This is a genomic window from Baia soyae (assembly GCF_004341445.1).
Taxonomy (GTDB): domain Bacteria; phylum Bacillota; class Bacilli; order Thermoactinomycetales; family Thermoactinomycetaceae; genus Baia; species Baia soyae.
Genome location: NZ_SLXV01000012.1, coordinates 42,518 through 64,140, shown reverse-complemented (window position 1 = coordinate 64,140; position 21,623 = coordinate 42,518). Strand labels below are relative to the sequence as shown.

Genomic DNA, 21,623 nt, shown 5'->3' with positions numbered 1-21,623 from the left:
CAGGATCAAACTCTCCATTGAAAGTTTGAGCTAAGCTCAATTTAAAGTAATTAAACAGGTCTTGGTTCATTCACTCTTTAGTTTTCAAGGAACACTTGCTTTTCATTTACCGTCACCGTATCGCGGCGACATGTAATAATATAGCACGCCACAAAATAAGAGTCAATAACTTTTTTCGTTTTTTCTCTGTCTCGAAAATGATACAATGTAAACACTAATGAAAGAGATAGGCCCTATAGGAGGTACCATAGATATGCTCTTATCCGGTAAGCTAAATAAAATACGCACTTTCGCGTTATTGCTCATTTTTCTAGGCGTAGGCATTATGTACATAGGCTTTGCTATTCCTAGCTGGATGGTCGTTTTCTTCATCCTCGGATTGCTCACTGTCTGTGCAAGTGTCGGCATCTATTTCTGGATTGGGATGCTATCCCTTCAATCCGTGTCAGTAGAGTGTCCTGAGTGTAAAAAACAAACCAAGCTATTGGGCAAGCGGGATGAATGTAGCCACTGTCGTGCAATCCTTTCCCTAGATCCAAAAGATGCACCAGGTGCACCCCCTAAAACAGTAAATTAAATCAAGTTATCTTGAAAAGATGTTCTACTTTATTACTTGTAGGCAGTAATAAAGTAGAACATCTTTTTTATTTTCATTCTCTCAAACACCAGGTCCACTTTCTCTATACGCCATTCATATTCTGACTTATTCAAAACTATAGTATAGTTACCATTCCATATTTAATTTCAATTTTGTAGGAGGGATAGACCATTGAAACCTCACAACATCATTGAACTATTATCGAGAATTGTAAAACATCATCCTGAAAATCCCGCATTATGTTGGCACAAACAGGAGAAAGAACGTGTTTATACATACAAACAGCTTTGGTATCAGATCCATGATGTAGCCTACGGATTACAAAAATTAGGGATTCAAGCTGGGAGCAAAGTTGCCATCTATGCAAGATCGAACCCAAGAGCCATCATATGCGACTTAGCTATCTTAGCCCTAGGGGGCATCTCTGTCCCGATCGATCCGTTACGGTCCAAAGAGCAGATTGTTGAATTGATTCAACATGCCGATATTACTTCCATTCTCATCGAAAATCCGGGTATGCTAGAAGAAATCCAATATCTTCTTCCCCATATGAAGCATGTAGCCTTATTAACGGGACGTTCCTTTCAGGTTGGGGCAGTAACCTTTGATACTATGGTTCAATTAGGACAAACCGTCTCAAACGATGCATACAATCTACCCTATCCATCCATTCAACAGCAAGACCCTGCCACCATTATTTATTTATTTGCAGACGACCGAATTCGGGCCCTAACGTACAGCCACGGAAATATCCTACAACTTGTTCATTCTCTATCCTATTTACTTCCTATTTCAGAAGAAGATCAATTTTTATCTTGCTTGCCGTATTCCTGTTTCATAGAACGTTTGGTCGGGCATTTCTATCCTTTGCTATCAGGTTCCAGTATTTCGTACTTAGATTTGAAAAATGGATTGTACCCACACACTGAAACCAACTATTCAACGATCTGTTTACAGACACCTGAATCATTGCAACAATTGGAACGAGATTTACAGCAAACGGAATCACCTACCACAACACTTAAAAAAATCATTCTTTCTAGGATTCGAAATGCAGTAATAGATCGTTTTACTAAAAACGCAGTTCCAAAAAAGCTGGGTGAACATCTAAGGTGTCTGATTTCTACAGAACCTTTACCCTACCCATTTCCAACGATAGAGGAGCATTTGCAAGGATCGATCTTTGAACTTTTTGGAACAGAAGATTGTCCAGTCATCGCAGTCGGAAAAAGCCATGGAGATGATGAGAAGATGTTTATTCCTCTTCCTTCCGTGGACGTGAGGGTGTCAACAGATAGTGAGCTATTGGTAAAAAGCCAAATGATTCGCATGGAGGAATTATCCTCTGATCCTGATTATGAATCCAACATGAAAAATGGATGGTTGTCCACAGGGACTCATGTCATCTTGACAGCTAGAGGCTATATCCAGAAGCAAATATAAAAAAGAACAAGCTTCTTACATGTTAGGGGTCTACCTGCATGAAAGAGCTTGTTCCTATTGGATTTTTCGATAATGTTGGCATGTTGGACATGTACCATAAAACTCTAAACGATGTGAGTCCACTATATAACCTGTTCCCTCAGCAGCGCGATCTTCTAAATCAATAGGAGCATAATCAAAGTCTGTAATCTTACCACAGGTCTGGCAGATCACATGATAATGATCTTCCACATTTGCATCAAACCGGCTTGATGCATCCCCGTACGTAAGTTCACGAATTAAGCCAGCATCTTTAAAGACACGAAGATTATTGTACACTGTGGCTACGCTCATATTCGGAAAGTTTGCTTCTAACGCTTTATAAATTTCGTCTGCTGTTGGGTGCTCCATAGAAGAAAGCAAGTATTGTAAAATCGCATGTCGTTGAGGGGTCATGCGAACACCGCTTTCTTTCAAGGTTTCAATAGCACCTGTCAGGCGGTTTTTATCCATTTCCCCCACCTCGCTATGTCTGTCAATGAAATGATTCTTACTTTAGAATATCTATAATTAGTCTATTTTCATTTCACGAAATTGTCAACGCTACTTGGTGCTATTTTTCCCATACCAGCAAAATTCAAGCAACTGACAAGAGGAACATTTTGGGTTACGAGCACTGCAAACTCTTCTTCCATGCCAGATAATCCGATGATGCGTGTCTGTCCATTCGGCTCGTGGAACTCTACGCATTAACTGTCTCTCCGTCTCCAACACATTTTCACTATCCGCCAGCGCCAGCCGATTAGCAACCCGTTGTACATGCGTATCGACAGCTAGAGCAGGGACGCCAAATGCATTGCTCAATACCACATTTGCTGTTTTCCGACCTACACCCGGTAGCTCTTCTAATTTGGCACGATCATTCGGAACTTCTCCTTGGTACTTCTCTACTAAAATCTGACACGTTTGCAAGATGTTTTTACTCTTATTGCGAAATAACCCCAACATCCTAATCTCTTCTGCCAATTCATCTGCTGTCAGATTCGCTATATCAAACGGAGTTGGATGCTTCTCAAATAACGACTTGGTTACGATATTCACCTGACGGTCTGTGGACTGAGCAGATAAAATCGTGGCGACTAGCAGCTCAAACGGGTTGCGGTAGTCTAATTCACAGTGCGCATCTGGATACATAAAGCCTAAGGTGCTTAAAATTTCCTTCGTTGGAACCCGTTTTGGCTTCGGCTTCATCCGGTTCTCCCCTCTTTCTCTGTCTATTTATGCCTTACGTGCTTCGATGATCAGCTCTTCACTTTGATGCGAAAAGGGATTTCGATAAAACGTGCCATATGTTTGGGTAACCCGAAACCCGCAAGACCCCAGCAAATGGAACAACTCCGTAGGGAACGAATACCGGATCTCTAGCATGGTACGAATTCGTTCGAGTGACTTGCCTTTGTGATCAAATCGTTCCATGTATCGCGTAATCTGAGCAAGCTGATGAAACGGCTCGATTTCCGTAAAGTCATATAGCTCGATCTCATCTTCCGTCCCTGGAACCGGGAAAGTACCTCGAAATTGCTTCTTCCCATCCATTTCTACAAGTTGATCCATAAACGGCACAAATACATTAAAAGCGAGCACTCCATCATCTGTTAGGTGTCGATATATATTTTCTAAGGTTTTGATTTGCTCGTCTACATGGGTTACATGCATAAAAGAACGGTATGGGATGATAGCTAAAGAGAAGCGGGAATCAGGCAGTTCAAAATCCTGCATCTCTCCCTCCATGAATTGGATATGGGAAGATACTCCGAGCGACCGCGCTTTTTGCTCCGCACGTTGTAACATCTCATGGGAGTTATCAAGCCCTATGATCGGAATTCCCTCTCTAGCAATGGCAACTGTCACACGACCCGTTCCACATCCCAATTCCAACACAGGCCCCCTTGAGGCCTTAGCCAGCTCTGTATAGTACGTCGTATCGTGATCCAGCCCATTTGAAGTCCAGTCATAGTAATCAGGCCACTCATAAGAAGTGTTGACGTTCAAAGGGTTCACTCCTTAGTTAGATTCCAGATTCTGTTGTACAAATTCAAGTGCTTGTCCAACATGATCCTTCACTTTTACTTTCCGCTCTTCCTTCACGATCATTCCTTCTTCATTTATAACAAAGGTAGACCGCTCAATCCCCATCGCTTTTTTTCCAAACATATTCTTCTCTTTATAAACACCATATAAATCACATACCTTGCCCTCTTCATCACTTAGTAGAAGGAAGGGGAGATCATATTTTTCAATAAACTTTGTATGCCTTACCACAGGATCACGGCTAATCCCTAGAATCACAGTATTTGCTTCTTCAAACGACGAGTGCGCATCACGAAAATCGCACGCCTGTGTCGTACAACCGGGTGTCATATCTTTCGGATAGAAATAGAGAATCACATTTTTCCCACGGAATTGGGATAATGTAACTAATTCTCCATTTGAAGCAGGTAACGTAAAATTAGGGGCTTGTCCATGCAACATTTTCTTCACTCCTACGTCATAGGTTGGTTGATTTAATTGTATCAAAAAAATAGCCCTCTACCAAAGCTCGGCTATTTTTTTCTTACGATTTGGGAGCCATTGGCGGGGCTACATCTCTAGGTGGGGCTACATCTCTAGGTGGAGCGATATCCCCAGGTGGAGCTACATCTCCAGGTGGAATCACAGGTGCAGTTTGATCCCCGTTGGGAGGAGCTGGAACCTGTGGAACAGACGGTATTGCAGATTTATCCATGATATTTAGCGTCGTACCGATATTCACCGATCCAGCGTTCGAAACTGCTTTGATATCAAGGTATCGAATCTCTACATGTACCATCCGTTCATCTCCTATGCCTGATCGATAATATCCGGATCAATATAGACGTTATTTTCACAGTCAAAATTCCGAGTAAAATCACCTACTGGGGAGGAGCCGCCAAGCGATTTACTATTGCTTTCTGCGCCAATATTGATGGTATTGCCAAAGTTGACAGAGGCAGCACTGGATACACTGTTTATTTTAATGTTAAATATGTTATTAATAGTTGGCATGCCGATCGCTCCCTCCCTCCATGAGCTTCTTTATCATATGAAAGGAGAGTAGGCGATGACACACCTTTACGTGATTCCTATAATTTCGGATAACGCAGTTCTAACACACCTCTACGATAACGAGCCTGTTTATATTTCCTAGCCACAGGTGCGCCTAGTGAAACCGTCTTCGAAAATGGCCCCTGTTTCCGCTCTGAAATAATCACTTCATGGTCCCCATACGATTCCGCAACATTTCCACTGATCGTTAATTGCTCGCCCTCTACCTTGAGGTCAATCATGCGAATTTCTTCTACTCCGGGTAAATTTACGAGCACAATCACTTCATTTTTCCCTTGGTACACGTCTACTGCCGGGTACGATGAACTTGCCTTAGACCCTTGGGAACCCACGATATCTTGAAAAAATTCATCCCCTAAAAACTGTTTGGCTAATTGCTGCCAGCGGGAAAAATCTTCGGTCTTCAAGGATGATCCCCCCCTATTCTCTCTCTGCTACTTCTATTCAAATAAAGCTTGGCTAAAAACTAAAATTCTCTGCATGTTGTCATAAGACAAGCGCATATAACTGTAGAAAGAAGTTCATAGCAGAAAGTAGGAGTTGGAGAAATGACTTGGGAAGAAATGTATACCAGAATTCAACGATTAGAACAAGAAATGCATTCCCTCAGACATGATAACTGTCTATTGCAAGAACAGGTAAATCAGATCAAGCCTATCGCCATTGAACATATCACCTATAAAGTACAGGAATTACATGTGGAAACGTTAAGTGGAACCTTAAATGTGGGCTTAGCCTCACAAGCCATGGTAGAAGACATGAATGGTTTTGTAGACGAGATCACCGAAAAATTTGGGACAAACCTAGAAATCAATCCTGGGCGGAACAGCACAACAACGGAGAAATCGCCAAATAAAAAAGAAGGTGCTTAGCTACCAGCACCTTTGTAATTCTCAATTCCACGATTCCAACTATAAAGTCCTAATGAGAAGAAAACGGCTCCTATCACAGGAGTTAACATGGCGTAGACCTTCCAATCTCCATTGCCTAACAGATAACTGGCCGGATAAAACCCGACAAAGGCAAAGGGCAATATCCACGTCAACACAAACTGGATGATTTTCGAGTAAATATTAACTGGATAGCGTCCGTAGGTCCCGATGTTATACACAATCGGCTGGATATCAGACTTCGAGTCCGAATAGAGACTAATACTGGTCAGCGCTACATAGATACCTGCATAGACAGCCACTCCACCTAATACAAACATGATAAAGAGAAGCGGATCGTACCAAGCCCAATCGAGTGGTAGATGCCACACCGCCCAGCCCATGACAATGCTGCCCGTCAGCACGCCCATTAAGGATTCAGGTGCCATAGACTCCATGATGACTTGGACCAAACTATGGACAGGTCTGGTCAAAACTCGGTCTAGCTCTCCACGGATGATGTATTTATCATTAAATCCCCATAAGTTAAAGAACGAGGTAAAGACCGCCCACGGGATTAGGAAATATCCATAGATAAAAATAACCTCGTAACGGCTCCAGCCGCCCAAGTGTTGCGTATGTCCAAATACAACTAATATAAAGACGAGGTTAATCGCTTGAGACATCAAATCCGTGAAAAATTGGGATATGAAGTCCCAACGATATTCTAATCTTGCTTTCATATATTGCTTAAAATACTCCCATAAAAGCTGAAATTGAACCATAATCAACCACCCTGTACAACGAGAGTATGTCTCGCTTTGTTCCAAATCATCTGAATCGGAATTAATAAGAGCACGCACCACATAGCTTGAATGCCCACCGCTCCCCAAAATGCGGATCCACTCAAGTCTTTCACGATCACCACGCTCGGAAGGTAACTAATCGCTTGAAACGGCAATGCTTTTAGAACCCACTGCGCCCAGATTGGGAAGAAGGCAATCGGAATCGTAAGACCAGAAAGCAAATCAACAATCATCCGCTTCGCCCATAGCATTCCTTGATTATTTAATACAAAGAAGGCAAGAATTCCTACCAAGATGTTAATTTGTATATTGATCACAAAGCCCAAGAATAAGCTAAGCGCAAACTTTAACCAAATCCAGCCGAAGCCTGGTAGCTGGATAGGGAAGATAAGCGATACTAAAAACATCCCTGGAACACTAAATAAAACCAGACGGAAGATACCCTCACCAAACGATTGGAACACCTTTACCATCAAATAGTTATACGGCCTGATAAATTGAATCGCTACCGTACCATCCCGAATCTCGGTCGCAATTTCACGGTCGACGTTATTAAAATAAAACGCACGCGACATCCACGAAATCGCGATATAGGTAGCCATTTGTAGAGCTGTGAAACCATTTATACTCCCTTGCCCACCATAAATAGCCGTCCACAAAAAATAATAGGCTCCAATGTTTAAGCTATAAATTAAAATACCGCTGTAATAGTTCACACGGTACGCTAACATCATCAGAAATCGGATTCGGATGATCTCTGCATACATCCTAATCAATCGTCATCCCCTCCTGATAAATCTTACGCACGATCTCCTCCGCAGTCGCTTCCTCCAGCTGCATCTCTTGGATCGCAATGCCGCGCTCGATGACTCTGCCAAGGACTTCAGGCACTTGCACTTGATCGCCAGGAACCCTTATCTCATATGTATGGCTCGCTTTCTTCTCCCACTCCACAGGAAGGCCTTCTGTCGTCGCCAGTAATTCCGACAACTCATACTCCCTCTCCGTTTCCAATACAATCCGTTTCCCATCTCCCCATTCACGTTTTAATCGATTCATGTCTCCGTCATAGATGATATTTCCTTTATCCAGCATCACCACTCTTGAGCAGAGTGCTTCAATATCTCCTAAGTCATGAGTCGTAAGCAGAACCGTTGTGTTTAATTCTTGGTTAATGTCTCTTAGGAACTGACGAATGTCTTCTTTTACAAGTACATCGAGTCCAATCGTAGGCTCATCTAAGAATAAGAGCGAAGGTTGATGGATTAAAGAAGTTGCTAATTCACATCTCATTCGTTGGCCTAGACTTAACTTCCGGACAGGCTGATCCAGCAACTCTTGGATGTTTAACACATCAATCATCCGCTTTAGATGCGGCTCATACTTCTCATGAGGGATACGATATACCTTTTGGAGTAATTGAAACGATTCTTGTACAGCTAGGTCCCACCACAACTGGCTTCGTTGACCAAACACAACCCCGATCGTACGAACAAACTTTTCCCGTTCGCGGTGGGGGTCGTAACCGTTTACCTTTAACATGCCTGAGGTTGGTTGCAGGATTCCCGTCAGCATCTTAATCGTGGTTGATTTACCGGCTCCGTTTTCTCCTATGTATCCAACCATCTCCCCCGGCTTGATCGACAAATCAATCTCATTTACCGCCCGAATCGTACGATACTCCCGATTCAACAAATCACGAAACGCCCCAGATAAGCCTTTTCGGCTCTGGTAGACTTGGAATTCTTTTGTTAGCTTCTTAGCTTCAATCGCTAGCATCTATGACACCTCAATTGTAATCAACTATATAAAAATAAGTATATTATACATTTTGTTGTTAGGCTACCCTATTGGATGGAAAAGAAAGCATGGATAAAAAAGAACCCCTTCGGGGGGGAAGGGACTCACCCAGCAATGAGGGGCAAACGTATTAAAAATCGCCTCTAGACCGAAATCCAGAGACGATAAGATTCTTTCCATTTTCACTTGATTTAATTAGGCTGGTTCAGCCTCCATACAGAACTCTTGAGGTGGAGATAATTCATCATCATACTTTAAAATGCGGGGCTTTGGTGTGGCACATCTAACAAATGTTAACTCGTATCTTACCAGATACAAACCGTCCTCCTCGGATTCTAAAGGGATTGCATGAAATAGTAATTCATAACTTCCTTTTGGGATGTCAAAAATGTATTCTTCCGATAAAATACTTGCTAATGTTATGCCGTTATCCTCCACATAAAATGGCACAATGATAGATCGAATAGCATTCTCATTTTCATATATATCTTCTCCCAGTTTCACGCTAATCTCACATTCCCAGTCAGACAACGCACCGAATGATACACAGCCCTCTCTCCAAGAAAAACCTTGGTTCACATGTATATCTGTCCAATCATTAAACGGATCCTTTAAGTCCGTGTTAAAAACATTTATTTGAGAATGAGATATATCTAATGAAACATCTTCCCACTTCATATTAACATCCACCTTAAAATAGTTTCTAAGCAAAGCTTTATAGAAACAAGTGGAGAACTACTCCTCCAAAGCCTCTGTTTTGGGTTCAGGTTGATAAAAAGTAAGAACATAGTCTCCCGGATCAAGATCCTCGTATAAATCCACAACAAACTTTTTGTTTGGATATAATCTAGACAAAGAAAACTCGTAACACATTTTCAGTAGCTTCCCTAGCTCAAACCAATGTTCATCACCTGCATCTACAGCATCTTGAACGTAAGCTCCGTACATATGTGTATGATTTAATAAAGCTTCTATTTGCCAGTTTGGCAATCCATTTTCTCGCCAATGATCAATTTGTTCCCTTAATTCTATACGCTTTTCAAAAACCATGGTATCTACTTCTTCAAATTCAGGAAATAATATTCTACCTGCTAGTAACATTTGTTCGATATCTAGCTTGATTCCCGCTAGACTGTATAAGTCAAATGATTCACCATTTATTTTTTTGCATTCCTGAAATTCTGGAAATAAATCAGGATTAAGTTCATATAGAGTTTTTATCATTTTTTTGAACAGAAAATTTGTTTTTTTCTGTTCTTCCTCCTTTGTTAAGTATCATAAATAGATAAAGTACTATTTCCGACATCCGAACGATTACTACTTAGCGTTACTAATCGATTCTTACCATTATCAGTTATAAACCTTGCCCTAAGAAATGAAAAGAAAGGGTCCGGTTTAATCTCGGTCACACATCCGTCATTTTCCAAAAGAATCATACCTTCTTCTTGAACAAAAGCAAATATGCCATTACGATAGATGATTTCGTGTGCTTTATGATTAGGTGGTATTATGTAGCTCTCTTTATTTGTTTGATAATCTAGCACACCGATTCGTGGATGATCAGCCTTAAATAACATGCAATCTGCAGTGCCATTTTCATATAGACTTATAATCTTGTATTTAGATACTTTTGCCCAAAAACGATAGAACGATGTGTAACATGTCTTAATACTATTTAAATCTACTGTTCTGATTGCGCCACTTTCAATACATAATCTATAAAAATGCCCACGATAGTCTGTGAACATCACCTCTTCATTCTTCCAAAAATATATGGAAGAAAAGACCACTTCGGAAAATTGATTATCCAACTCTATTTTTCGAAAGTCCCCAGAGTCCAAATTGACATGAACCAAACATTCATTTTCTGGACAATACAAAATAATCTCTTTGTTAGAATGATGTTTGTATAGTGAGTAGATAGCAATATCATCGAAGAGCTCTATACATCTGACTAAATTCAAGCGACTATCCAAAATTTGAATACCGGTATAGTTATTATTTATGACAATGTTATTCGAAACAATATCCAACATGTATATATTATGCCAAACATAGTGCTAAATAATATATCATAGTGAAAGTAAGCTAATCCTAGTGCGAAATGTCAAACTCAATCTTTACCTAAGCTAACTCCAGTTACATCTATTTCACGGTAGTGCGTGGTCAAAATGTGGGCATGACATACTCTATCAACTCTTATACTGCGTTGGAAAAAATATAACAAGGGTGCTGTTCACATTTCAAACTATCTCACTTTAATCTGATCTTCTGAATGACTGACAAAAAACTAGCACTATATCATCGCCCCACCTCTAGTGCAGAAGCCACTGCTTACATGAATGCTTATAAAGTATACAAGCTAGATCGTGATAAAGATGGTATTGCTTGCGAGAGTAACTAGACCCTCAGCAACATACATACTCAAAAATGGATTGAGAACACTTAGTTCCCAATCCATTTATTGTATTTAATAATACGTAGGCTGTAATCCACTCGTGATAAGACCACAATGGACAAGCACATTTATGGCAAATAACCAGTACATTATCTGCTTTGCAGGATATACCATTAGCTCATGACAATATTAACGGCCTCTTCATATCAAAGAGACCGTTAATTACTAGTTCAAATGGCTAATTTATTTTTACAAATAGTTCAAAGCAGCTGCAATACACCAACATCTCACTGATGAGAGCCAACTACTCACTCTCTCTTGCGTTGCTCTTCATCATACGATAGGAATAGCTCTTGTAAAGATCCATTAATCGGCTCATCATCTTTATCAATGATAACCTTAAATTCCATAAATTCATTATCAACACATACTATTCCATCCAAAATCCCTAGTATTTCAGATATTGAATCCACTTGTATTTGCTTGATTATCTTAAAAAGAGTAACTTTGTCTTCAGCTGAAAGATTCGCGAACATCTTTAGCGCTTCCTTCCAGTACGGGTCAATAATCTTTCTTTCAGATCCATTTATAAACTCATCTTTATAAAATTCACAGCTAGCATTTATCAACTGCTTATATAAAGATTCAATCAAAGCTTCTTCTTTTTCCAATCTCTCTAATTGCCCCATAGTCCATCGATAGGAGACCTTAACTCAATAAAATTAGAGCTACTCCTATCATTCCCCTTCCTATTAAAAGATAAGGTGTTTTAGTAATGAGACCACCAAACTCGTGCCTTTCAAAGAATGACGTCGTATTATCTCCTTCTCACTTCAGGGTACATCTCTTTATTCATGTTTATCAAATCCTTAAGGCTTGAATTAGGAACATCAGGGTAAACTCTCCTTAATTCCGATATGTCTCTAGCTAGCACATCTCTTGCGCTTGTAAAACCACTTGTGCTTCTCGAGACTACCCCCGCTTCACCCGCTCTTCTAGTATGACCGACTTTGGGAACTAATATCGCTGGTGCAGTATTTCGATCGTAGTTGTCAACTAACCTTCTCATTGCAGCAGTTTGCCCCACATGATGTGCATCCCATCCTTGAGGACCATGTCCTTTCAAATCTTTGTACATACCAACATCAAAAACCTTACACTCATTATGCGTCAAAACTTTCAAATTCGAAACATAATATGTATGAAAGTCCTTCACCTTGAAGTTATAAACGGTTGCCTTTTGTTTCTTATTAACGATTTTATCAACCGCTAATTTCTTCCCTCTATCGGTTTCGAAGATGTCACCTTTGCGAAGGTCCTTCGCTCTGACCCAGCCTTCGCCTACTACCCAGAAGGGGTGTTCGTCGGTGGTCTGGATAACTTCGCCGCCGATGTGGACTTCGTATATCTCATCTATCTCTCGCTGGAAGAGCCATTCGACTTCTTTGTAGGCGATTTCTCCGGTTTCTTCGTTCTTGGAGAGGACTTTGTCTCCTATGTCGATTTCTTCGATCGGCTTACCACCGTCTTCTGTCTCGATCCTTGTCCCAGCTACAAAGCATTTACATGCTGCGTTTACGGACCTTGAGGTGGTGCTATTTACGTACTTGCTATACTTGCCGGCTTTAAATGCGTCGCCTCCGGGGAATATGCCCATTCCAGTGTAGAAGGCATTTTCATAGTCGCCTTCAAACAAATACCATGCCGCATGAGCAGCGTCGATTGCACCCGTTGGATCAAATGTGCCTGCCACATCTAATATCGTATGTGCGATCGCTTTCCAACTCGATGGCGGTTTCGGCTTAGGTGGTGCTTGCGATTTCGGTTTCGATGGAGTTGGGTTTGATTTCTTCTTCTTGGAATTATCAGTAGCCCTATTTTTTTTATAGTCAGCCTGTTTATATGTCCATGTCTTCTTTTTGTGGTTATAAGTGTCTGTATCTCCATCCTGATGGTGAAGAACCGTATTACCATTAGGAGCCTCGAATATACCCGCGATTCCCTCTGAATTATCATCAACGCGTATATATCCGTGACCGTCTAAATCAGCACTACTCACTGGATTTCCGGCTGCAAATCCATATTGATTCGCATTCCCTGGATCCATTACAAGACCTTTGAATTTCCCTGCATCCGTATACGAGTCCTGCGTCAGGAATCGTCCTTGTTCTGGAGAATAGTTCCGGAAACCGAGATCATAGGACTTTGTATTCGGATCCCAACGTTTTCCGCTGTAACGGAACGAGTTGTACATCTCTTTGCTTGGATTCTTCGAATCAAGCTTGTCCGCTCCTGTGAAGAGAGACTCATCGTTCTCCCCATATGGAGAATATCCATATGTACTACGAACATTTCCCTTCTCATCGGTTAGGAGTTCCACATCCACATCGGTGTTAGTACCATAATACGATGTTTCTGGCTTTTCTCCTGCTTTAATCATCGCCATCCGTTCTCCCCATGCGGAGTAGACATAGGACCTTGTGATCTGGTCAGCTACTTCTTCTGAGATGACTTGTTCGGTTGTACCAAGGTAATCAAAATTGGTCTTCTTAGCCTGGTCTGTTCCTGCCTGCTCCACTTTCGCGATGGTACGGTCTAGAGAGTCGTAGGCAAATTGGGTCTTGATTGGGTCCTTGGACTCTTTATCCGTCTTGATATGCTCCGTAACGTTATCAAACGGATCATAGTTGTATTGCTCTCTGACCTGTTCTCCTTCTTTGACCTTCTCGACACGTCCCATTGGATCGTATTGATAGTCGGACTTAACACCTTCTTTCGTCTCCGAGATGAGACGGTTGCGATCGTATTGGAAGCTAGTAAATTTATTGTCTTTATTCTTTTCCACGATGTTGCTATTTGCATCGAGAATATAGGTCTCAAAAGACTTCTGCTTCCCATCCTTTTCCGCTTTGATGAGGCGATCACGAGCATCATACTCATAGCGGTAGGTGTTATCCATCTGCTGATTATCTGCACCGCGGAGGGTAGCTATGTCTTTCGTGCGATGACCGTTTTCGTTGTACTCGAGGAAATGTCTTTGTAGAAGCGTTCCGTCTTGCTTCTTGGTTTGCATCTCTTTGGTTTTTTGGTCTTCGTAATAGCTGTAGGTGGTCTGGTTGCCGTTTGGTAGCGTTACCTGTTTGATTTTCCCGGAAGTGGTACGCTGATACTCGGTCCACTGGGCTTCATCTTTTCCGGTCTGGCTCATCATCGACGATACTTGGTTCAATGTATCGTAATAGTAGTACGAGGTTTGTCCCGGATAGACGAGGTTAAATAGGTTTCCGTTTCGGTCGTAGCTGTAGTCAAATTTTTTCGTGACCTTGTCTTTTTTCCACTCTTCAACGGAGATGACTTGGTTCACATGGTTGTACTTCATCTTATACTTGTCTACGTTTGCCTTGGTACTCAAATCTCTCGTTTCGACTAGGTTTCCATTGGCATCGTACGTATATTGAAGCATCTTCTTATTGAAGGTTGCAACCGTGCTTTTTAGCCCTGAGTCATAGAGTTGTTTGACTTTCCCATCTGGTTGATAAGCCCAGCCCATTGACCGCTCGAGCTTGCCATCGGCACTGGTTACATCTCTTTCCGTTTGCTTCCCTAAGTCATCGTATTGATACTCGGTTTTCACTCCAAACGGATCTTCAATGCTTCGGAGCCAGCCCGTATCATAATAGGTCATCTTGGTCTTAATGCGATCGGTCTGTCCGTAGGAAGCAGGGGTCGTTACCTCGGATACGTTGCCTAATTCGTCGTATTGATACGTCATCTTCGGACGTTCTAATTGCTTGCCGTCATGTGGATAGATGATCTCGGTTACGCGGTTTAATTCGTCGTATACTTTCTCTTGGACAAAGTCTCCCTTGGTTGGGGTAGCCACACCACGAGGGGTTTCTACTTTTAGGAGGTTTCCGGCACCATCGTAATCGTATTTGGTGATGAGTTCTTTGCCGTTATGAGGAACTCTCTCTTCTGCGAGTAGTCCGCGTCGGTCATAGTATTTATAAAGGTTGTTTCCATCTTTATCCTTGATGCGGGTGACTAATCCATCGGCATCATAGGTCGTATGGGTGTATTGGTCTTTGGCATCGATTTCGCGAACCACGCGGTGGTTTTTATCGTACTCTTTCCGAACCGTATGGTCTTTATCGTCTGCTGTAGAGGCCATTCCCTCTGGTAGCGTGGTTTTGATCTGGTTTCCAACGTCGTCATATTCATAGGTAATCTTATGTCCAAGTGAGTTGGTAACCGCGATCTGTTGATCAAAGTCGTCGTATTCATACGTGGTGATGTAGTCCTGATCGTCGTCCTTGGTCAAGCTTCCGTTTGGCTGGGTCTCTTTGATCAGTTTCCCAACGTTGTTGTATTCCATCTTCTTCACTCGCGGTACTTTGGTATCGGAGTCAGAAGGAAGTTTGGTCTCAATTACCCGGTCCATGGCGTCATATTCATAAAAGGTTTCCGCTCCGGTTGCGGATGTTTCTCTAATGACGTTACCATTTTGGTCATATAGAGGGGCAATCTGAGTAATGTATTCATTTTTCTTCAGATCTTTGGGTATTTCGGTCTTTTCTAGTCGTTTATAGATGTCATAGGTCATGGTGATGCGCTTACCTTTGGGATTGGTGGTGGTGAGGGTCTCACCACGCGGTCCATAGGTAGACCATGTGACATTTCCCTTGGCATCGGTTGTTTTTTGCGCCAATCCATTTGCATCATATTCATCTGATAGGGTGGCGTGCCCGTTCACATCGGAGGCGCTCTTTAGAAGTCCGCCAGGCCAATAGGTATAGGTCGTTCCGAGGCTCATCGAATTTTGCTTGGTGAGCATATTTCCGTTGGCATCATAGGTATAACGAACTTCTCTGCCTTCGGGAGAAGTTTCTTTGACGAGCTCTGAAACTCTTCCATCCATCCCAGTCTGATATTCATAACGGGTGGATTTTCGTGCAGAAGCGTCGGACAAGGCGTTATTTTCCTGGTCAGTCTTCATGAGGGGTTGCCCATGTTCATTGTACTTCCAAGTCGTAACAGCCCCGTTTGGCTCTTCGAGACGAATCATGTTGTCATCATCGTCGTATTCGTATTTGGTGGTACGTGTTTTTGATTTGGTGTTTACACTTACTTGGGTTTGACGACCTTTTCCGTCAAAGGAGTATTCGGTATGACGATCTTTATTCGCATCGGTTACAATCCGCTGATTTGCGTTGTAGTCGATGAAAATGTGTTCTTTTGCTCGGTTGGTCATCTTGGAGACTTTGTTCGCTAGGTCTCCGCTTGTATGATAATCAAACGTGGTTGCATTTCCCCGGGAGTCGGTCACTTTGACGATATGTGACTTGAGTGTCGGGTGGTATTCAAATCGATAGGTTTTTAAGTCCGTTACATTTGTGACTTTTCCTACCTCAATTCCGTCCATCAGCTTGACTAATCGGTCTTGGTCATCATAGACAAACTGCAATCGTCTACCCGCAATATCGTCTATATAATCAATTTTATTTCGGTCATTATACGTAATTTGCAAGGTTTCCCGATTCATCGAGTCTTTGATTCGGCGTAGAAGTTGTTTCGGTTTGTTATCGATCTTTCTTTCTTCGTATTCGTAGATAAGCTTGTTGCCGTTTTTATCTACGATTTCACTGGTATAGCCTCGGTCATCTAGAAAGTATTGGACTCGGTCTTGCTCTGTGAAGACCCATTTTTTCCGTTTATCTTTACTACCTAAGTATTCTACAGATAGGTTAAGTCCTGCAGGTGGATCAAATTTATTCTTGTTCTTATTCCAAGTAAATTCGTGGGTTTCGCCCTCTTCATCCACGACTGCGACGGCGCCCGAGATAATCTCATCTTTACTGTTGACCATCGCACCATTTGTGGCAGGGGCACCGATACTAACAACGGATCCGGTCCCGAGTGACCATCCTTTTCCGAGGCCTGCATCTGTGGTGCTTAGGCTGTTATAGTTCAGCTGCGCATAGGTTTCAAATCCTCTCGAAGGATTCGAGTAGGGCTTGTAAAAAAAGGTGACGTTTCCTTGGTAAACGTTCATCCCAACCTTACTGTCTGGGCTGGCAAAGTCGGTGATCTGAGCCGCATTATGGCCAAACCCTTTGTCTTCTCCTTTTTTCTCTATCGCTACTTTTTGCTCCAGTACCGCTACTGGATTGGCATCTTGTGAGAGCCATTTTCCATTTTTCGAGAGGTCCCAGCGCAAGCTATAGGATTCACGACTCTGGTTCCCTGTGAGGGTAGGCGCTTTTACCTTTGCTCGAACTTTAATTGTCTGTCCGGGATTGACATCAATCGGGGTTGGGGCTTCGATGCCTTTTTCATCTACGGGACGAAGCGGGCTATCGAGTCGAGCATTCGTCACTTCTTTCCCATCGGGTCCGATCCAGTGATAGGAAAGTTTATCGGTAGAACCACTCCATTTCTCTTCGGTTGTATTGGTTAAGGTGACGTCTACGACATACTCGGCTCCAGTGGTCATGTAAGAAGGAGTACTTGGAGCATAGTAGTTATTCGCAGCAGTCTTCGTGGTGTAGATTACCATTAATTTCGGACGTACAGATGTATCGGGTGATTCGCTACTATGGAAGGCTGTCCGCTCTTTCACACTTCCTTCTTCACCCTGAAACTTCAGTAAAAATCCATTGTTCGTTTTGGTACCGTTTAGCCACGCTTGAACGGCAGGAGTGGTCTTCCACAGATGCCACTCGGCTGTATAGCTTGTACTAATGGCATTAAGTGATCCGATTTCGTAGTCTCCACCCGGCTGACTCCATGGGGCATTCCAGGTAGCCTCTTCGGTAAATCCTTTGGCGAGTGAATAGATATCGTATTTCGTAGGTGTTTTATCATCCGATTCCTCATACTCGGAATTCATGAGTGCGAGATAGGAACTGGATACTTTTACTCCGGTAGGGAGGGAAGATAAGTCAAACTTGATTACGCTACGTGTAATTCCGTAGGTACCCATATTCCCTACCGAAAGAAACGGTTTTCCATCTATTTTATCTAAATTCGTAGTTGGTTTTGCGCTGGAGAGAGTCGTATCCTCTGCTTGCTGAATCACTTGTAGGGTCAGCCCAGCCTTGGGTAATTGCACTTGCTTTTCCTTAGAAGGGAACACTTTGCTTTCGGTGGTTTTTACGGTGACCATGTAGTAATACGTACGTCCCATCTCAGCAGGATTAATCGCCGGAGTTGGCTGGGCAGTCGTATCTCGGTATTGTGTCTGATTCACTCCGTCGATAGGAGCGATGAGGGTGCTTTCGCTCGGAGTAAATTTAGGCTGGTTACTCCGGTGGACCTGATACTCTACGAAACCAGATCCGGTGTACTTACTCCAACTGAGTTCAGCTCCATCACCGTGAACCTTAGTGGGTTCGTTTAAGGTGATGACCGGTTCCCCCCAGTCGATAATTTGATCTTTAACGATAGACGCTTTAGCAGGGGCGGCTGGTGTTTTGGATGCCGCCTTTTTTTCTGCTGCCGTCTCTTTATAAAACGATAGAAGTGCATTGGAATCTTTGTCCATTGCGTATGGCTGTTTGATTTGCCATTGGTAATACTCATTGTTGATGAAATCTACCGCATAGGCAGGTAGGGGTTGCATGCTCGTCCATAAGAAAATAGTGACAATCATGCTTACTATTATTCGAACTTTCTTACTCATGTGTTGCTTTTTCTCCCTCCGTCATGAAATCCATTCCAAATTATATATGATTATTATCCGTTTTTAAATTATTTTTTATATTTTTCATTGTGAATCGAGATATAATCATGTAAATTAAAAAAGGAATTATAAGATATAGAGGAGATGGAAAAATATTTGTTCGCTTTTCAAAAGGGTTGCGCATCATTTTACTCGTTACCCTATTCGTGGCGTTTTGCTTGCCAGTAGGAGCACTTGCGGAAGGAAAACTTTCTCTCGTTCGCCCAACAGATAAAGAATCCTATACGCCTTCTTTACCACAACCCATTGTCTCTAACTGGAAGGACGGGCTTAAGAACTTAGATAAAAAGCAAAGTGCAAGAAAGAAACGTTCTACAGATCCGACTGTTACGACTCAAAAACCTTACACCGATCCGGGTTCGTACAATGGGTACCTACATACAGGAGAAATCCATTACTACGCGTTTGAAACAACGAGTGAAGGTACGATTAACCTAACCTCTTCTGGAGAACGGAAAGCACCGAATGCTTTTATTGCTTCTTTGGACAACAGTACAAAAACTTACCAAACAGGTAATACACTACCTGCAGGAAAGTATGCATTAGTGGTGGAAAAGGGCGAGATGCTCTACTCGATTACACTCTCCCAATTATCCTTTAGCGAAAAGCCGGATACAAACCTTCCCGAGATCAAACTAACCAAACCAGCACTCGAGAATCCGATTCGTGAATCTTATCGACTTGCTTTGCAAGATGTTCGGTTTTCGTTTGAAGGCACATCAACGAATACCACTTCTTTAACCCTGAAAGAACAAGGTAAAAGCGGGACTACCCGTAACCTTCCGGTTAGCAGTCCCTTTCAAGAAAGCTATAGCATCCAAAAAAATACACCTGCTTATAGCAAATATGAATTCCAAGCATCGAGCCAAAGCGGGAATTCGATCACTCGTGTAGTCGAAATCGTTCGACCAAGCTTACTCAGAACCAATGGTTCTGATCAATATGACACAGCAATTAAAACCAGCCAAGCACTACATCCAGATGGAGTCAAGTCAGTCATTATTACCGGACAAGATGACTATTACGATATAAAAGGCGGAGCAGTCCTATCCCACTTCGACAATGCTCCTATCTTGCTAACTCCTACTGGAAAAAATAATTCACTCCCCGATCGAGTCAAGCAAGAGATCATTCGATTAAAACCCGATACAGCCTACATTCTAGGGAATACGGAAAGAATGTCTAGCAATGTGGAAAAAACAATCCAAGATTTAGGAATTAAGCCTGTTCGCATAGCTGGAGCTTATCCAGCCCAAACCAATGCGAAAATTGCTGAGTATTTCACTAACAAAATGAATGAATTAGGTACAAAACCAGATACTGCTCTTATCACCAGTAGCAATTTCGGTCCTGTAGGTACACAAGCAATGAATATATCGATTCAAAAAGGGATACCTCTTCTCTATGCAAAAGACACAGGGCTCCACGACGATGTGAAAGACTTCCTCAAAAAATATCCACAGTATAAGAAGTTTGTGATTGTAGATGACCCTACGATTGTTGTTACAAACACAGAAAAAGAACTACGCGATCTCGCTCCTGGCAATACGGTAGAGAGAATTGGAGATGGGAAAACCCTCACACGTTATGAGTCTGGAGTTGAGTTAGCGAAAAAGTTCCAAACCGATGCTAGAACGATCGTCCTAGCAAATGGGGAGAATGACCCTGCTCAGCCACTTGGCACCATTCATATCGATGCAGTCCTAGGGGCACCACTTGCGGCCAAACATAAAGGCACCTTACTTCTCACTCCAAGAGACTCCTTTTCAACCAGTGTAGCGCAATACTTAGATGGACAACGGAGCAATGATAATAAGGTCGATCAGTTGTTTATCCAAGGCGGCAATGTAGTGGTTACAGAGGCTCTAGTAGATCGATTATTGAAGTATTTACAATAGGGATTGCTCTATAGCCACTTCTTACACAATCACATATGGCCTTACAGAAAAAAGCTACATCCACGTCAGGATGCAGCTTTTTTCTGTAACAACATCTATCAATACTTACTTATGGATATGAAGGTAAAAATAATCTGTCCATACTTTATCTCCCAATGTGCCATTATAAATCATTCACTCTACCAAACCCTAGTAAACCTGCTTCACAATCAGACTCTCCACTTTCCTCGCCAACTGCCCCGACTCATACTCAGCCTGAGTCACAACAAAGCGAGTCATCCTCTGATCCAAATCCAATGCCTCTTCCATCGAAGTCATCAAATCCACAGCTTTACGGTCCACTTTTAAAATGATATCTACTTCGTGATCATGCGGGGTAAAGACAACCACAACCTGATCCACTACATCTTGAAAGCGCAACAACGGAGCTAGGCGATATTCCTGTACAAACGGTTGTTGTGTGTAGTAATGCTCAAAGTCGGCTGTGACCCCTCTTAATTCAAATCCAATCTCCTCGATTAACTGAATCATTTGATGCACGAGCGGATGAGGAGTGATCTCAATCCCATCCACGTCTCCGGGATCTTTTGCCATCCGGATATCAAGACCTGTTTTCAGATAAACGGGGCAGCCGCTTGTCGTCACAGGTACATCATAGGGGAGCTGAAACTCGAACGGAATCTCTTTGGACACACTCGGACCAATCACAAATGGCTCCGTGATCCGGAACTCATCGAGCACATATTCGGCACTATTACCCTCATGATGATACTGGACAACTAAATACAGATAGATATCATCTACCCTCTGTTCTACTTGTCCCCCTTGCACGTAAACGGCTCCGTTGATGAAGTCTCCTTGACGATAGCTTGATTTCTCAAGGCGTGTATCTACCTTAGTAGCCCCGATTCCCATGCTAGCTAATGTTTTCCCAAAGATCGACATAA

21 protein-coding genes are annotated in these 21,623 nt (G+C 42.4%); 5 read left to right on the top strand and 16 right to left on the bottom strand.

The features are described 5' to 3' along the window. Positions 1 to 253: 253 nt before the first annotated feature. Together EDD57_RS05740 and EDD57_RS05735 are read left to right on the top strand one after the other, a co-directional pair. A complete protein-coding gene (locus EDD57_RS05740) occupies positions 254 to 577 on the top strand; it encodes a DUF2614 family zinc ribbon-containing protein (RefSeq protein ID WP_131848518.1) in 324 nt (107 codons plus the stop codon). A 192-nt stretch (positions 578 to 769) separates the two neighbouring features. Next, positions 770 to 2,041, top strand: a complete 1,272-nt coding sequence (locus tag EDD57_RS05735) for an AMP-binding protein (RefSeq protein WP_131848517.1) — start codon at positions 770 to 772, stop codon at positions 2,039 to 2,041. 54 nt (positions 2,042 to 2,095) lie between these two features. Here EDD57_RS05735 and perR read toward each other — a convergent pair whose 3' ends face one another. The 7 genes from perR to EDD57_RS05700 all read right to left on the bottom strand — a co-directional run bounded on the left by perR (position 2,096) and on the right by EDD57_RS05700 (position 5,571). After that, entirely contained in the window at positions 2,096 to 2,533 is a 438-nt protein-coding gene (gene perR, locus EDD57_RS05730) for a peroxide-responsive transcriptional repressor PerR (RefSeq protein ID WP_131848516.1), read from the bottom strand. 90 nt (positions 2,534 to 2,623) lie between these two features. After that, a complete protein-coding gene (nth, locus tag EDD57_RS05725) occupies positions 2,624 to 3,271 on the bottom strand; it encodes an endonuclease III (protein ID WP_131848515.1) in 648 nt (215 codons plus the stop codon). 27 nt (positions 3,272 to 3,298) lie between these two features. Further along, a complete protein-coding gene (locus EDD57_RS05720) occupies positions 3,299 to 4,072 on the bottom strand; it encodes a class I SAM-dependent methyltransferase (protein ID WP_243649453.1) in 774 nt (257 codons plus the stop codon). A 12-nt stretch (positions 4,073 to 4,084) separates the two neighbouring features. Beyond that, positions 4,085 to 4,552, bottom strand: coding sequence for a thioredoxin-dependent thiol peroxidase (gene bcp, locus EDD57_RS05715; RefSeq protein ID WP_131848526.1), 468 nt, complete (start codon positions 4,550 to 4,552; stop codon positions 4,085 to 4,087). Between the two features lie 82 nt (positions 4,553 to 4,634). Beyond that, complete coding sequence (locus EDD57_RS05710; RefSeq protein ID WP_131848513.1) at positions 4,635 to 4,889, bottom strand: hypothetical protein; 255 nt, start codon at positions 4,887 to 4,889, stop codon at positions 4,635 to 4,637. Positions 4,890 to 4,900: 11 nt separating this feature from the next. After that, complete coding sequence (locus EDD57_RS05705; protein ID WP_072335793.1) at positions 4,901 to 5,104, bottom strand: spore germination protein; 204 nt, start codon at positions 5,102 to 5,104, stop codon at positions 4,901 to 4,903. 77 nt (positions 5,105 to 5,181) lie between these two features. Beyond that, on the bottom strand, positions 5,182 to 5,571 hold the full coding sequence (locus EDD57_RS05700; protein ID WP_131848512.1) for an Hsp20/alpha crystallin family protein: 390 nt from the start codon (positions 5,569 to 5,571) through the stop codon (positions 5,182 to 5,184). 141 nt (positions 5,572 to 5,712) lie between these two features. On the opposite strand from EDD57_RS05700, the gene gerPC reads away from it, so the two are divergent. Next, entirely contained in the window at positions 5,713 to 6,036 is a 324-nt protein-coding gene (gene gerPC, locus EDD57_RS05695) for a spore germination protein GerPC (RefSeq protein ID WP_131848511.1), read from the top strand. On the opposite strand, the gene EDD57_RS05690 is transcribed toward gerPC, so the two are convergent. The 6 genes from EDD57_RS05690 to EDD57_RS05665 all read right to left on the bottom strand — a co-directional run bounded on the left by EDD57_RS05690 (position 6,033) and on the right by EDD57_RS05665 (position 10,675). Beyond that, positions 6,033 to 6,818, bottom strand: coding sequence for an ABC transporter permease (locus EDD57_RS05690; RefSeq protein ID WP_131848510.1), 786 nt, complete (start codon positions 6,816 to 6,818; stop codon positions 6,033 to 6,035). The two genes, gerPC and EDD57_RS05690, sit on opposite strands and share 4 nt — an antisense overlap. A gap of 2 nt (positions 6,819 to 6,820) precedes the next feature. After that, complete coding sequence (locus EDD57_RS05685) at positions 6,821 to 7,615, bottom strand: ABC transporter permease (RefSeq protein WP_279388941.1); 795 nt, start codon at positions 7,613 to 7,615, stop codon at positions 6,821 to 6,823. Beyond that, a complete protein-coding gene (locus EDD57_RS05680; protein ID WP_131848509.1) occupies positions 7,608 to 8,618 on the bottom strand; it encodes an ABC transporter ATP-binding protein in 1,011 nt (336 codons plus the stop codon). Before EDD57_RS05680 ends, EDD57_RS05685 begins: the two co-directional genes overlap by 8 nt. 216 nt (positions 8,619 to 8,834) lie before the next feature. Next, positions 8,835 to 9,317, bottom strand: a complete 483-nt coding sequence (gene comJ / locus EDD57_RS05675; RefSeq protein WP_131848508.1) for a competence protein ComJ — start codon at positions 9,315 to 9,317, stop codon at positions 8,835 to 8,837. 57 nt (positions 9,318 to 9,374) lie between these two features. After that, positions 9,375 to 9,863 (bottom strand): hypothetical protein, encoded by a 489-nt coding sequence (locus tag EDD57_RS05670; RefSeq protein WP_131848507.1) that lies wholly within the window; start codon positions 9,861 to 9,863, stop codon positions 9,375 to 9,377. 44 nt (positions 9,864 to 9,907) lie between these two features. Further along, on the bottom strand, positions 9,908 to 10,675 hold the full coding sequence (locus tag EDD57_RS05665) for a hypothetical protein (RefSeq protein ID WP_131848506.1): 768 nt from the start codon (positions 10,673 to 10,675) through the stop codon (positions 9,908 to 9,910). A gap of 239 nt (positions 10,676 to 10,914) precedes the next feature. Between EDD57_RS05665 and EDD57_RS15120 the strand changes: the two genes are divergently transcribed. Then, the gene (locus EDD57_RS15120) at positions 10,915 to 11,043 is read left to right on the top strand and encodes an excalibur calcium-binding domain-containing protein (RefSeq protein WP_131848505.1); all 129 of its coding nucleotides are present in this window, start codon (positions 10,915 to 10,917) and stop codon (positions 11,041 to 11,043) included. Between the two features lie 302 nt (positions 11,044 to 11,345). On the opposite strand, the gene EDD57_RS05655 is transcribed toward EDD57_RS15120, so the two are convergent. Then, complete coding sequence (locus tag EDD57_RS05655; RefSeq protein WP_131848504.1) at positions 11,346 to 11,708, bottom strand: transposase; 363 nt, start codon at positions 11,706 to 11,708, stop codon at positions 11,346 to 11,348. Between the two features lie 146 nt (positions 11,709 to 11,854). After that, the gene (locus EDD57_RS14615; protein WP_131848503.1) at positions 11,855 to 18,718 is read right to left on the bottom strand and encodes a DNRLRE domain-containing protein; all 6,864 of its coding nucleotides are present in this window, start codon (positions 18,716 to 18,718) and stop codon (positions 11,855 to 11,857) included. 176 nt (positions 18,719 to 18,894) lie between these two features. On the opposite strand from EDD57_RS14615, the gene EDD57_RS05645 reads away from it, so the two are divergent. Further along, positions 18,895 to 20,676, top strand: a complete 1,782-nt coding sequence (locus EDD57_RS05645; protein ID WP_131848502.1) for a cell wall-binding repeat-containing protein — start codon at positions 18,895 to 18,897, stop codon at positions 20,674 to 20,676. Positions 20,677 to 20,865: 189 nt separating this feature from the next. On the opposite strand, the gene EDD57_RS05640 is transcribed toward EDD57_RS05645, so the two are convergent. Then, positions 20,866 to 21,621 (bottom strand): sporulation protein, encoded by a 756-nt coding sequence (locus EDD57_RS05640; protein ID WP_131848501.1) that lies wholly within the window; start codon positions 21,619 to 21,621, stop codon positions 20,866 to 20,868. Positions 21,622 to 21,623: the final 2 nt, after the last annotated feature.